Here is a 13866-nt window from a genome sequence, read left to right as displayed (position 1 = left end):
GGGGGAGCGGCAAGCATAGCGCGCCCGTGCATGCCTCCCGTCGGTGGAGGGCCCGCGTTGCAGGCTACGGCTCGCTTTGCTCCAGCGCATCGGCATGCAGCGTTGCGATCAATGCGTCCATGTCCCCCGGCCGCCTGGCCTCGAAGGCCATCGCCTCGCCCGTCGCCGGATGCTCGAAGGCCAGCCGCTCGGCGTGCAGCGCCTGCCGGCGGAAGCCGCGCAACGCGGCCACCAGCGCCGGCGTCGCCCCCTTGGGCAGGCGCAGGCTGCCGCCGTAGAGCGGATCGCCGACCAGCGGATGGTGGATGTGCGCCATGTGCACGCGGATCTGGTGGGTGCGGCCGGTTTCCAGGTTGCACTGGATCAGGCTGTGCGCCCGGAAGCGCTCGCGCAGGCGGTAGTGCGTGACGGCGTGCTTGCCGTCCTCCTCGTCGCGCACGGCCTGGCGCAGGCGGTCGCCCATGTGCCGTCCGATCGGCGCATCGACGGTGCCGCCGGCGACCAGCGTGCCGAGCACCACCGCCTCGTACTGCCGCTCCACCTCGTGCCGCGAAAGCATGTCCACCAGCGCGGTATGCGCGGCCAGCGACCGGGCCACCACCATCAGCCCGGAGGTGTCCTTGTCCAGCCGGTGCACGATGCCTGCCCGCGGCAGCTCGGCCAGCGTGGCGTCGTGGTGCAGCAGCGCGTTCAGCAGGGTCCCGGCCGGGTTGCCCGCGCCCGGATGCACCACCAGGCCGGCGGGCTTGTCCAGCACGAGCAGGTGTTCGTCCTCGTGCACGATGGCCAGGTCGATCGCCTCGGGCGCACTCTGCACCTCGTTGGCCAGCTCGGCTTCCAGCCGCACCTGCTCGCCACCGCGCAGCAGCTGGCGCGGCGGCGCCACGGCGCCATCCAGGGTCACCGCCCCGGCCTTGATCCAGCCGGCCAGCCGCGAGCGCGAATAGTCCGGGAACATCTCGGCCAGCGCCTGGTCGAAGCGCCTGCCTGCCGCCGACAGCGGAACCTGCGCCTGGTGACGGATGACGGTCATGCCGCCCTCCGCGGGTGGCCGACGGTTTGGGCTATCATCCCCACGATCACATCCATACAAAATTCCCAATGCGCGTATTCTTCAAACTGCTCGCCGTGCTGGTCCTGGGCTTCTCGCTGGGCGCCTGCTCGATGTTCGGCCACAAGCGCGAGACCATCGACACCATGCCGGTGGAGAAGCTCTACGCCACCGCCCACGACGACCTGATGAACGGCGACTACGCCGCGGCGACCAAGGCCTACCAGCGCCTGATCGCGCGCTTCCCGTCGGGCGACTACAACGAGCAATCGCAGCTGGAGTTGGCCTACTCGCAGTACAAGGACAACCAGCCGGACGACGCGTACTCGACGATCAACCGCTTCATCAAGACCTATCCGACCCAGAAGCATGTCGATTATGCCTATTACCTGCGCGGCCTGATCAATTTCGGTCGCACCAGCGGCGTGATCGAGCGCTTCATCTCGCGCGAGGGCTCGCAGGCGCGGCGCGACCAGGCCTACAACCTGCAGGCGTTCGACGACTTTTCCGAGCTGGCCCGTCGCTTCCCCGACAGTGCCTACACCGCCGATGCGCGCCAGCGCATGATCTACCTGCGCAACATCCTGGCGCAGTACGAGATCAATGTGGCCAAGTTCTACCTTCGCAACAAGGCGTTCGTGGCGGCGGCCGACCGCGCGCAGTACGTGGTCGAGCACTACCAGCAGGCACCGCAGACGGGCGACGCGCTGGCCATCCTGGCGCGCAGCTACCTGGCGCTGGACCAGAAGGCACAGGCCGAGAACGTGCGCAAGGTGCTGGCGCTCAACTATCCGGATCATCCGTACCTTGACGATCCGAAGTGGCCGCATGCGCCGTCGACGTTGCGCAAGCTGATTCCCTTCTCGGGACATCATTGAAAAAAGAAGGCCGGCGCATCGCCGGCCTTTCCTTTTTGCAGGAACCGGCCTGTGCGTGACCCATGCTGGATCGCGGTCGCGCACCGGAGCGCTCCTGCAGGTGCTACCTCCAGCCGGAGGTGATGGGATAGCGGCGTTCGCGGCCGAAGGCGCGGGTGGTGACGCGTGGGCCGGGGGCCGCCTGGCGGCGCTTGAATTCGTTGCGCAATACCAGGCTGGCGACGCGTCGCACCGTATCGGGCTCGAAGCCGGCGGCGGCGATCTCGGCCTGCGATTGCTCGTCCTCGATGAAGCGCTTGAGGATGGTGTCGAGCACGTCGTAGGGCGGCAGCGAATCCTGGTCGGTCTGGTCCTCGCGCAGCTCGGCCGAGGGTGGGCGGTCGATCACCGCCGGCGGGATCACGCAGCCGGCCTCGTTGCGCCAGCGCGAGAGCCGGTACACCACCGTCTTGTAGACGTCCTTGAGCGGGGCATAGGCGCCGCACATGTCGCCATAGAGCGTGGCGTAGCCGACCGCCATTTCGCTCTTGTTGCCGGTGGCCAGCAGCAGATGGCCGTGTTTGTTGGACAGGCCCATCAGCATCACGCCGCGGGTGCGCGACTGCAGGTTTTCCTCGGTGGTGTCGGCGGGCCTGCCGCCGAAGGCGGGCGCCAGCGCGGCCAGGAAGCTCTGGTAGGTCGGCTCGATATCGATCGCGTGGTAGGCCACGCCCAGGCGCTCGGCCTGTTCGCGCGCACCGTCCAGCGAGAGCTTCGAGGTGTAGCGGGTCGGCAGCATCACCGCGGTAACGCGTTCGGCGCCCAGCGCGTCGACCGCGAGCACCAGGGTCAGCGCGGAGTCGATGCCGCCGGAAAGGCCCAGCAGTACGCCAGGAAAGCCGTTCTTGTCGATGTAGTCGCGGATGCCGCGAACCAGCGCGGCGTACAGCACCGCCTCCGGACGCGTATCGGCGGCGACCGGCCAGTTCTCCGCGCTCAGCGTGCGAGTGGCCGGATCGAAGGTGGCCCACAGCAGCGCGTCGACGAAGGCTGGCGCACGTGCGGCGACCGTACCGTCGCCGTTGACCAGCATCGAGGCGCCGTCGTACACCACCTCGTCCTGCCCACCGACCAGGTTCAGATAGGCGATGGCGCAGCCGGTTTCCCGCGCCCGCGCGGCGAGCAAGGCCTCGCGCGTGGCCTGCTTGGCGTCGTCCCAGGGCGAGGCGTTGATCACTACGATCAGCTCTGCGCCCGCCCCAGCCGCCTGCGCAGCCGGCTCGGGCTCCCAGATGTCCTCGCAGACGAGGAAGCCCACGCGCACGCCGTTGACCATGCCGATGGCGCTGGCGTGGCCCGGGCGGAAGTAGCGCTTGTCGTCGAATACGCCGTAGTTGGGCAGCGCCTGCTTGTGCGCGACGCACTCGATGCGGCCATCGCGCAACAGCGCGGCGGCGTTGTAGACCTCGCCCTCGCTGTGCGGGAAGCCAACCAGCGCGGCGAGGCCGTTGGTGTCCTGCGCCAGCGTGGCGATCGCCTCGTTGCAGGCCTGCAGGAAGCTCGGGCGGATCAGCAGGTCCTCGGGCGGGTAGCCGCTGACCGCCAGTTCGGGGAACACCACCAGGTCCGCGCCGCCCGCGTGCGCCTGCTTCGTCAGCTCGCGGATCTTGGCGGCGTTGGCGGCGACGGCGCCCACGGTGAAATCGAACTGGGCCAAAGCGAGGCGGAGTTGGGTGCTCATGGGAGGAAGGGGCGTTGGGGGATCGCCATGATAGTGGGGGCGGGTGTTTGGCGGGCCAACGCTTGTGGCCCCCTCTCCCCTTCGGGGAGAGGGCTGGGGTGAGGGGGCGCTCTCGCGGAAGGCTTCGTAAGCGCCTCAGCTCTGCTCTTCAGGTTCGAATGGCCTTTCCCGCGAGCCCCGGCCCCTCACCCCGACCCTCTCCCCGGAGGGGAGAGGGAGCCTTAAAAGCAAAAGGCCACGCTTTCGCGTGGCCTTCTGTCGTGCGCGAAGTGACGCGCCTTACTTCATCAGCTTCGCCAGCGTCTTGCCCAGGTCGGCCGGCGACTTCACGGTCGTCACGCCGGCCTTCTCCAGCGCCGCGAACTTCGCCGCCGCCGTGCCCTTGCCGCCGGAGATGATCGCGCCGGCATGGCCCATGCGCTTGCCGGCCGGGGCCGACGCACCGGCGATGAACGACACCACCGGCTTGGTCACGTACTCGCCGATGAACTCGGCCGCGTCTTCCTCGGCGCTGCCGCCGATCTCGCCGACCATGATGATGCCCTCGGTCTGCGGATCGTCCTGGAACAGCTTCAGGCAGTCGATGAAGTTCAGGCCGTTGATCGGGTCGCCGCCGATGCCGATACAGGTGGACTGGCCCAGGCCTTCGTTGGTGGTCTGGAACACCGCTTCATAGGTCAGCGTGCCCGAACGCGACACGATGCCGACCTTGCCCGGCTTGTGGATGTGCCCCGGCATGATGCCGATCTTGCACTCGCCCGGGGTGATGATGCCCGGGCAGTTCGGCCCGATCAGCACGGTCTCCGGATGCTGCGCCAGCACGTTCTTCACGCGCAGCATGTCCAGCACCGGGATGCCCTCGGTGATCGCGACGATCACGCGGATGCCCGCGTCGATCGCTTCCAGGATCGAGTCGGCCGCGAACGGCGGCGGCACGAAGATGACCGACGCGTCGGCGCCGGTCTCGGCAACCGCCTCGTCCATCGAATTGAACACCGGCAGGCCGATGTGCTCGGAACCGCCCTTGCCCGGGGTGACACCGCCGACGATCTTGGTGCCGTAGTCGATCGCCTGCTCGGCGTGGAAGGTGCCCTGCTGGCCGGTGAAACCCTGCACCAGCACCTTCGTATTCTTGTTGACCAGAACGCTCATGCTTGTTCGCTCCTCACTTCGCGGCGGCCACGGCTTTCTGCGCCGCGTCGTTGAGATCGTCGGCCGGCGTGATCGCCAGGCCGGAGTTGGCCAGCAGCTCGCGGCCCTTCTCCACGTTGGTGCCCTGCAGGCGCACGATCACCGGGATGGTCAGGCCCACTTCCTTCACCGCGGCGATGATGCCCTCGGCGATCAGGTCGCAGCGCACGATGCCGCCAAAGATGTTGACCAGGATGGCCTTCACCTTGTCGGAGGAGAGGATCAGCTTGAACGCCTCGGTCACGCGCTCCTTGGTGGCACCGCCGCCGACGTCGAGGAAGTTGGCCGGCTCGCCGCCCGCCAGCTTGATCACGTCCATGGTGGCCATGGCCAGGCCCGCGCCGTTGACCATGCAGCCGATCGAGCCGTCCATGGTCACGTAGTTGAGGTTGTGCTGCACGGCAGCCGCTTCGGCCTGGTCTTCCTGGGTCAGGTCGCGCATGGCGACCAGTTCCGGATGGCGGAAGTCGGCGTTGTCGTCGGAGTTCACCTTGCCGTCGAGCGCGGCCAGGTTGCCGTCCTCGAGGATCGCCAGCGGGTTGAGCTCCACCAGCGACAGGTCCTTCTCGTTGAACAGCTTGTACAGGCCCAGCATGATCTTGGTCAGCTGGTTGACCTGCTTGGCGTTGAGGTCCATCGCGAAGCCGAGGTTGCGGCACTGGTAGGGCTGCAGGCCTTCGACGAAGTCCACCACGATGGTGTGGATGTCCTCGGGCGTGTCGCGGGCCACCTGCTCGATGTCCACGCCGCCGTGCTTGGACGCGATGAACGAGATCGCCTTGGAGTCACGGTCGACCAGCACCGAGAGGTAAAGCTCCTTGGCGATGTTGGTGGCGTCGGTCACCAGCACCAGGTTCACCGGCAGCGCGCGGCCGGCGGACTGGTAGGTCGCCATGTTCGTGCCGAGCATGCCCTTGGCGGCAGCGCGCACGTCGTCGAGGCTCTTGCAGAACTTGACGCCGCCGGCCTTGCCGCGGCCGCCTGCGTGGATCTGCGCCTTGACCATCCACTGCGAGCCGCCCAGCGCCTTGGCGGCGTCGACGGCGGCGTCGGGGGAGTTGGCAACCTTGCCCGGCGGCACGGTAATTCCGTACTGCGCGAACAGCTCTTTGGCCTGGTACTCGTGGAAATTCATTCCTATACCTCGAGCGAACGGGGAAAACGTATCGGGCCGCACGCGCGCTTGGGGCTGCGTGGGCGCGGGAGAGGTCGGACGGCGGCTTTCAGCACGCTGCCGGCGTGCAGTGCGCGCTGCCTGGAGTCAACCGGGCACGAATCGCGCAATACGGCCGGGCATTTTCGCGCAAACGCGGCCGTGATGGAAAGTGCCGCCCGTGCCGCCCCATCCGTGCGCCACGGCGCTGGCGGCACGCGCCGGCCTGTCTATACTCGGACGAACGCCACGTCCAAGCCGTCAACGTGCCTTCCACGATACCCAGCGCCGAACCGCCCGTTTTCCAGCCGGCCCGCCCGGCCGCGATGGCGATCCGCCACGAACTGTTCTTCCTCAACTACTTCCGGCTGGCGCAGGCACTGGTCTACACCGGCCTGGCCCTCAGCTCGCCGCGACTGACCTGGCCGACCGTCGACCAGCCGGTGCTGGCCTACGTGGTGATCGGGGTCTACCTGCTGTTCGCCCTGGGCATGCTGGTGCAGACCCGCAACGCGATGGCGAACGCGCGGCTGGTGGTCTCCGGCGCACTGGTGGTCGACATCATGGTGGCGGTGCTGGCCGCCTGGCTGATCCACGATGCGCGCATCGGCATCGCGATGATGCTGGCGGTCAACCTCTCCACCGGCGCGCTGGTGCTGCCGTTGCGGCTTTCATGCTTCTTCGCGGCGCTGGCCACGCTGGGCATGCTGGGGCACACGCTGCTCGTGGAGGCGCATGGTGATGGCGACCTGCTCGAATCGGGCCTGCTCGGCGTGGCGTACTTCGCCACCACCACCCTCTGCCACGTGCTCGGGCGTCAGTTGCGCGCCACCGAGGCGCTGGCCGAACAGCGCAGCCTGGACCTGGCCAACCTCTCGCAGGTCAACGAGCTGATCATCCGGCGCATGAAGACCGGCGTGCTGCTGGTGGACGACGCCAACCGCATCCACCAGTTGAACGAATCGGCCTGGATGCTGCTGGGCAACCCGCCGTCGGACCAGCGCGACCTGGGCAAGCTGGCGCCCGAGCTCTCGCGCCGCCTGTACCACTGGATGACCTCGGGCAAGCTGGACGAGACCGCCACCCAGCTGGCCGACGGCGTGCCGGAGGTGGTGCCGCGGTTCACCCGCCTGGCGCCCAACGACGACTCGCACGTACTGATCTTCCTGGACGACACCTCGCTGCTGTCGCGGCGCGCGGAGGAGCTGACCCTGAGTTCGCTGGGGCGCCTGTCCGCCTCGATCGCGCACGAGATCCGCAACCCGCTGGCGGCGATCCGCTACTCGGCGCAGTTGCTGGCCGAGTCCAAGGAACTTGCCGCCAGCGACGCACGCATGGTCGAGATCATCAACAACCACTGCGTGCGGTTGAACGAGATCATCGAGAACATCCTGCAGCTCTCCCGTCGCGAGCGCTCGCGCCCGGAGACGCTGGACCTGGGCCGCTGGGCCAATGGCTTCGTGGAGGAATACAAGCAGGGCAACGACATCGGCGGCGATTCGCTGCGCGTGATCACCGGCTCGGTGGCCGTGGCCGCGGTGACCGATCCGCAGCAGTTGCAGCAGGTGGTGTGGAACCTGGTGCAGAACGCGCTGCGCTATGGCCGCATGCCCGGCGAGCCGGCGCGGGTGATGGTGGTGGTGCGCCAGGGCGAACACGGCGTGCCGATCCTCGAAGTGATCGACCGCGGCCCCGGCATCGCGCCCAAGGTGGCCGCGCAGATCTTCGAGCCGTTCTACACCACGCACGAGTACGGCACCGGGCTGGGCCTGTACCTTGCCCGGCAGATGAGCGAGGCGAACCAGGCGTCGCTCGAATATGTGCGCGTCGCCGGCGGCGGCAGCTGCTTCCGGCTGACCCTCACGCCGCCGGCAAGGCACCCGGCCGACGCCGGCGAGGCGGCGTGACGCTCGGCTCCCTCTCCCTGCTCTTGTCGAAAACGGGGAGAGGGAGCCGAGCGTGAAGCGCGCAGTCACGCCATTTTCTTGGTCCGGAGCAGAGCACAGAACCGCCAAACTGCTATACCCTTCCACTGTTTCCGCCTGCCGAAGAGAACCATGTCCGCACAGACCGTCCTGGTCATCGACGACGAACGCGACATCCGCGAGCTGCTCACCATCACGTTGGGCCGCATGGACCTGCAGGTGGAGGCGGTGGGGACCGTGGCCGAGGCCCGCCGGGCCCTGGGCGAACGCAGCTACGACCTGTGCTTTACCGATATGCGCCTGCCCGACGGCACCGGCCACGAGGTGATCGAGCTGATCGCCGCCACCCACCCGGACATGCCGGTGGCGATGATCACCGCCTACGGCAACGTCGACGCGGCAGTGAATGCGCTCAAGGCCGGCGCTTTCGATTTCGTCTCCAAGCCGGTCGACATCCAGATGCTGCGCCGGCTGGTGCGCACCGCGCTGCAACTGGCCGAGGAGCGCAAGAGCGGCGGTGGCGCCACGGCGACCGGCTCGGCCGGACGGCTGGTTGGCGACTCGCAGGCCATGCAGCAGGTGCGCGCCACCATCGCCAAGCTCGCGCGCAACCAGGCGCCGGTCTACATCGCCGGCGAGTCCGGCGTGGGCAAGGAACTGGTCGCACGGCTGATCCACGAACAGGGGCCGCGCGCCAGCGGACCGTTCGTGCCGGTCAACTGCGGCGCGATCCCCTCCGAGCTGATGGAAAGCGAGTTCTTCGGCCACAAGAAAGGCAGCTTCACCGGCGCCAGCGCCGACAAGGAGGGCCTGTTCCAGGCCGCCCACGGCGGCACGCTGTTCCTGGACGAGGTCGCCGAGCTGCCGCTGCACATGCAGGTCAAGCTGCTGCGCGCGATCCAGGAAAAGGCGGTGCGCCCGATCGGCGCGCGCGAGGAAGTGCCGGTGGACGTGCGCATCCTCTCGGCCACCCACAAGGATCTCGCCCGGCTGGTCGAGCAGGGCCAGTTTCGCCAGGACCTGTTCTACCGCATCAACGTGATCGAACTGCGCGTGCCGCCGCTGCGCGAGCGCCGCGGCGACGTGCCGCAACTGGCTGCCTTCATCCTGCGCTCGCTGGCCGCCAAGAGCGGCGGCACGCCCGGACGGCTACGGCCGGATGCGCAGCAGGCGCTGGAGGAATACGACTTTCCCGGCAACGTGCGCGAGCTGGAAAACATCCTCGAGCGCGCCATGGCGATGTGCGATGGCGACAGCATCGGGGCCGAAGATCTCATGCTGCCGCAACGGCCGTTGCGCCAGCCCGAGCCGATGAATGCCGCGCATGCCGCCATGCACGCGCCGCAACCGGGTGCCGCGGTGGCCGCGCAGCCGGCGGTGCCGCACGCCACCGGCCCGGGCAGCGGCGTGCCGCTGGATGACTACATCAGCAACCTCGAACGCACCGCGATCATCAAGGCGCTCGAAGAGTCCCGCTACAACAAGACCGCGGCGGCGAAGAAGCTCGGCATCACCTTCCGGGCGTTGCGCTACAAGCTCAAGAAGCTCGGCATCGACTGACGCTTGCTCCTACGGCGAGGGGCGCATCCTGGAGAGAAGGTCGGGCTGGGGGGCGCGGGCTCCGTGGAATGTCCCCGGGAGCGCTGCCTTGCTTCTCGTTCTTGCGTGGCCCTCCCGCCGTGTCGGGGAATGTACCGGGGGCCGCAAGCAAGCTCCCACAAGGGCGAGAACCTCTCCTCTCGCCAACCCTCTCCTGGCCGCGGGGAGAGGGATCTAGTCACCTACCTCCACCTCCTGCCCGCCCAGCGCCTGGCGCATCGTCCGCAACAGTTGCTGCGTGTTGATCGGCTTGTCGACCAGGTAGAGACGGTCCAGCCGGGGCAATTCCTCCAGATCCGGCGGCGCCTCGGGGCGCGCCAGCAGCAGCACCGAGCGGCGATAGCCGTGCTCGAGCAGTGCCGCCAGCGTGCGCACGCCGGTGAACAGGTTCATGTCCGCATCCATCACCACCAGGTCCGGCACGCCGTGGGCTTCAATCCACTGCAGCGCGGCGGTGCCGCTCTGGCTGGCGTGCGGCTGGTAGCCGTAGCCGTCGAGGATGTCGACCAGCAGCGACAGTGGGCCGGCCTCCTCCACCACCACCAGCACGCGCTCGGCTTCGCCCATCAGGCTCTCGCCCTGCTCCTCCTGCGCCACCGCCTCGACATCCGGTTCTTCGATGGGAATGTAGAGGTGGAAGGCGGTGCCCTTGCCAGGCTCGCTTTCCAGCCGCATCACGCCGTTGTGGCCGGCGACGATGCGCTGGCACGAAAGCAGGCCGAGGCCGGTGCCGCTCTCCTTGGTGGTGAAGAACGGCTCGAACAGGTGCTCGCGCACCTCCGGCGGTATCCCCGGGCCGGTATCGGCGACGGTGAGGCAAAGGTAGCGGCCCAGGTGCGGCTGCTCGCCGGGGAGGAAGAAATCCTCCGCCACCTCGCACTCCCGCGCCTCGATGCGTAGCTGGCCACCGGCCTCGCCCATCGCCTGGATCGCGTTGAGGCAGAGGTTGAGCAGGGCCTGCTGCAACTCGGTGTGATTGCCTTCGAACGCCAGCTCGCGGTCGCCGATGTCGACGTCCATCTTCACCGCGCGCGGCACGCTGCCGCGCAGCAGCAGGCCGAGCGCGTCCATCAGCGCACCCACGCGCACCTGCTCGGCACGGCGCGCGCCGCGGGCGAAGGAAAGCATCGACTGGACCATCTGCAGGCCGCGCCGGCCGCAGTCGCGCACCAGTGCACCCAGGCGCGCCAGGCGCGGGTCGTCCTGGTAGTCCTGCAGGCTGTCGCCAGCCAGCAGCAGCGGCTGCAGCAGGTTGCGCAGGTCATGGCTCAGGCCGCCGGCGAGCATCGCCAGGCTTTCGAAGCGCTGCGCGCGGATCAGCTCGGCCTCGGCACGGCGCTTGGCGCGCACCGCCTCGGCCTCGGCCAGTGCACGGCGCACGGCGCTGGCCAGCCGCGTGGGATTCTGCTTGAGGATGTAATCCGTGGCGCCGTTGCGCAGCGCCTCGACCGCCGCCTCCTCGCCCAGCGTGGCCGAGACGTAGATGAAGGGGAGGTCCTCGTCATGCTGGCGCAGCAGCTCCAGCGCGCGCTGGCCGGAGAAGCCTGGCAGGCTCAGGTCCGACAGCACGATATCCGGGTGGAATTCGTCCAGGCAGGCTTTATAACCGGCCTCGTCATCCACCAGCCGGACCTGGTATTCGATGCCGTCGGCGTCGAGTTCCGCCTGGATCAGTTCCGCATCGATCGGATCATCCTCGACCTGCAGGATGCGGATGGTGGGCAGCGGTCGTGTGGTGGCGTTGGGCATGCAGTCTATTGCGCTCCTGTTTCGTTCCGTCGTCCAGCACCCGCAGTCATTCGTGCTCTGGCAACTGGTTGAGCACGGCCCAGAAGCGGCCCAGCGTGCGCACCGCCTCGAAGAACTGGTCCACGTCCACCGGCTTGATCACATAGGCGTTCACGCCCAGGTCCCAGCTGCGCGCCAGGTCGCTCTCCTCGCGCGAGGAGGACAGGATCACCACCGGGATCAGCCGCCACCGCTCGTCCGCGCGCAACCGGGTCAGCACCTCCAGCCCGTTCATGCGCGGCATCTTGATGTCGAGCAGGATCACCGACGGATCGACGTCCTCTCGACCCTGCCAGGGTCCGCGGCAGTGCAGGTAGTCCAGGCAGTCGACGCCGTCTTCCACGTGCACCACGGGATTGGCCAGGTTGGCCTCGCGCAGCGCGTCCATGGCCATCTCCGCGTCGGCCAGGCTGTCCTCGACCAGCAGCACGGGACCCAGGTGACGGTTGTTCATGACGAAAGCCTCGTGGTGCGCGCCTCGGCCAGTTCGGTGGCCGGCAGCGAGAAATGGAAGCTCGCGCCGCGGTCCGGCTCGGCCTCGGCCCAGACCCGGCCGCCGTGGCGCGCGACGATGCGGCGCACGTTGGCCAATCCAATGCCGTTGCCGGGAAACTCGGAGGCGCGGTGCAACCGCTGGAACACGCCGAACAGCTTGCCGGCGTACTCCATATTGAAACCCGCGCCGTTGTCGGCCACCGTGAAGACATATTCACCGTCGCGGTCACGGTCCACGGTGATGGCGATCTGCGCGACCTCGCGCCGGCCGGTGTACTTGACCGCGTTGCCGATCAGGTTCTGCCAGACGGTGCGCAGCATGTTCTCGTCGCCGATCACGATCGGCAGCGGGCCGATGGTCCATTCGATGCGCCGGTCGCCCGCCTCCGATTCGCACAGCGCACGCGCCTCGTCGACCAGCGACTGCATGTCCACCGCCTGCAGCCTCAGCGCGCCGCGGCCCAGGCGCGAGAACACCAGCAGGTCGTCGATCAGCTGCGCCATGCGCGTGGCGGAGGTGGAGATCACGTCCAGGTAGTGCGCGGAGGTTTCGTCCAGGTGCTCGTTCAGGTGCCGCTTGAGCTTGCCGGTGAAGCCGGCAATGTGGCGCAGCGGCGCGCGCAGGTCATGCGAGACCGAATAGCTGAAGGCCTCCAGCTCACGGTTCACGTCGGAGATCTGCGCGACCTTGCCCTCGAGCTGGCGGTTCAGTTCCTTCACCTGCTGTTCGACCAGGGCGCGCGCGGTGACGTCGCTGACGGTCAGCAGCAGCACCGGCTGTTCGCCCTCGTGCTGCTGCAGGCGGCGGGCGTTGACCATCACGTGGCGGTCGATCCCGCCAACCGTGCGCTGGACCAGCTCGTAGTCCCACAGTTCGCGATCGTGCAGCAACACGTCGCGCAGGCGCTGCAGCAGCGCGCCATCGGTCCAGGCCCCCTCGCCTACTTCCTGCAGCGGCCGCAGCTCGCGCTGTTCCTCCTGCGGCAGTCCGTACAACTCGCTGAAAGCGGTATTGACAAGCAGCGTGCACAGTTGCGGGTTGAGCAGCGCGATCGGCTCGCGCACGGCCTGCACGATCATCTGCGCACGCCGCACCGCCTGGCTCTCGCGCGTCTCGGCACGCATGCGGCGGGCGATCTGGCGCTCGGAGACGAACACGACGATGGACAGCAGCACGATCTGCGCGATCGAGGTGATCGCCAGCACCAGTGCGCTCTCGAAGGCACTGCGCCGCGCGTGCGCGCGACGTTCCATCAACACGGTGCCTTCGTTCCGCACGACGGTATCGATCTGGCCGTCCATCGGGAACAGCGTGCCGGCGTCGTGCAGCGCCGCCACCGCGCCGGCGCGGTCGCCGTGCTGGATGCGCGCGAGCGCCTGCTCCAGCAACGCCAGCCGTCCGTTGACCACGTTGCCCAGCGCGCCGATCGCGGCCTGCTGGGTCGGGTTGTCGCGGGTCATGTCGCTCAACTGGCCCAGCAGCGCGGGTACGTCGTTGCCGGCCTGGCGGGCCTTGTCCAGCAGCCCGGGCTCCTTTGCACCCTCGAGCAGGCGAAAGATCGCCGCCTCGCTGCTGCGGGTGACGTAGGCGATACGGTAAGTGAGCGACTTGACCTCGGAGGAATGCGTGACCAGCTGGCTCGCTTCCATCGCATCATCATGGCTGGTACTGGTGGCCAGATAAGGCAGCAGCACGATCACCAGCACCGCGCTCAGCAGGCCGGCCATGCGCCAACGCGGCACCCGCCAGCGGTGCAGGCCGCGGCGGAGCTCGGGCAACAGGGCGCGATGGCGGCTGGGCATGCGGAGAGGGTTCCTCACGGCGCGTCGACCCGCGGAGCTTACGGCCTATCGCCCCTCGGCCGGTAAACGTGCAATGAAAGCCGACGGCGCGTTAGCGGCGGGTGATGGCGGGCGCGTGTGCTCTGCTCCCTCCCCCTTCCGGGGAGGGGGTTGAGGCGAGGGGTCGCACTGGCCTTGGACCGCCTACCGGGAAGCTGTGGAACGGCCCACCGCCCTGTGAGCTTCCCCGCGAGCCCCGCCCCCTCACCCTGCCCTCTCTCCGG

10 protein-coding genes are annotated in these 13866 nt (G+C 68.3%); 3 read left to right on the top strand and 7 right to left on the bottom strand.

Translation table 11 applies throughout. The annotated features are described in order from the left end of the window. Positions 1-64: 64 nt before the first annotated feature. A complete protein-coding gene (rluD, locus tag ACFWZU_RS01095) occupies positions 65-1033 on the bottom strand; it encodes a 23S rRNA pseudouridine(1911/1915/1917) synthase RluD (RefSeq protein ID WP_439699565.1) in 969 nt (322 codons plus the stop codon). Between the two features lie 68 nt (positions 1034-1101). Between rluD and ACFWZU_RS01090 the strand changes: the two genes are divergently transcribed. Beyond that, complete coding sequence (locus tag ACFWZU_RS01090; protein WP_439699564.1) at positions 1102-1929, top strand: outer membrane protein assembly factor BamD; 828 nt, start codon at positions 1102-1104, stop codon at positions 1927-1929. A 103-nt stretch (positions 1930-2032) separates the two neighbouring features. Here ACFWZU_RS01090 and ACFWZU_RS01085 read toward each other — a convergent pair whose 3' ends face one another. The 3 genes from ACFWZU_RS01085 to sucC form a co-directional block, all read right to left on the bottom strand. Next, positions 2033-3649 carry an NAD+ synthase gene (locus tag ACFWZU_RS01085; RefSeq protein WP_439699563.1) on the bottom strand — a complete coding sequence of 539 codons (1617 nt, stop codon included), beginning with the start codon at positions 3647-3649 and terminating at the stop codon, positions 2033-2035. Positions 3650-3928: 279 nt separating this feature from the next. Beyond that, positions 3929-4801 carry a succinate--CoA ligase subunit alpha gene (sucD, locus tag ACFWZU_RS01080; protein WP_439699562.1) on the bottom strand — a complete coding sequence of 291 codons (873 nt, stop codon included), beginning with the start codon at positions 4799-4801 and terminating at the stop codon, positions 3929-3931. Between the two features lie 13 nt (positions 4802-4814). Then, positions 4815-5975, bottom strand: a complete 1161-nt coding sequence (gene sucC, locus ACFWZU_RS01075; protein ID WP_439699561.1) for an ADP-forming succinate--CoA ligase subunit beta — start codon at positions 5973-5975, stop codon at positions 4815-4817. 344 nt (positions 5976-6319) lie between these two features. Between sucC and ACFWZU_RS01070 the strand changes: the two genes are divergently transcribed. Together ACFWZU_RS01070 and ACFWZU_RS01065 are read left to right on the top strand one after the other, a co-directional pair. After that, entirely contained in the window at positions 6320-7900 is a 1581-nt protein-coding gene (locus ACFWZU_RS01070; protein ID WP_439699806.1) for a sensor histidine kinase, read from the top strand. Between the two features lie 150 nt (positions 7901-8050). Then, complete coding sequence (locus ACFWZU_RS01065; protein WP_439699560.1) at positions 8051-9478, top strand: sigma-54-dependent transcriptional regulator; 1428 nt, start codon at positions 8051-8053, stop codon at positions 9476-9478. Positions 9479-9691: 213 nt separating this feature from the next. Here the strand turns inward: ACFWZU_RS01065 and ACFWZU_RS01060 are convergent, their stop codons facing one another. From ACFWZU_RS01060 to ACFWZU_RS01050, 3 genes are read right to left on the bottom strand one after another with little or no spacing between them, the layout of a single operon-like run. After that, entirely contained in the window at positions 9692-11266 is a 1575-nt protein-coding gene (locus ACFWZU_RS01060; protein ID WP_439699559.1) for a response regulator, read from the bottom strand. 46 nt (positions 11267-11312) lie between these two features. Next, the gene (locus ACFWZU_RS01055) at positions 11313-11759 is read right to left on the bottom strand and encodes a response regulator (protein ID WP_439699558.1); all 447 of its coding nucleotides are present in this window, start codon (positions 11757-11759) and stop codon (positions 11313-11315) included. Next, positions 11756-13528 (bottom strand): ATP-binding protein, encoded by a 1773-nt coding sequence (locus ACFWZU_RS01050; RefSeq protein ID WP_439699805.1) that lies wholly within the window; start codon positions 13526-13528, stop codon positions 11756-11758. The genes ACFWZU_RS01055 and ACFWZU_RS01050 overlap by 4 nt, the downstream gene beginning before the upstream one ends. Between the last annotated feature and the right edge of the window lie 338 nt (positions 13529-13866).

The sequence above is a fragment of the Frateuria sp. GZRR33 genome, assembly GCF_051900425.1.
In the GTDB taxonomy this organism is placed as follows: Bacteria; Pseudomonadota; Gammaproteobacteria; order Xanthomonadales; family Rhodanobacteraceae; genus Frateuria_A.
The sequence above is the reverse complement of the archived record's forward strand: the minus strand, read 5'-3'. Positions and strand labels throughout refer to the sequence as shown.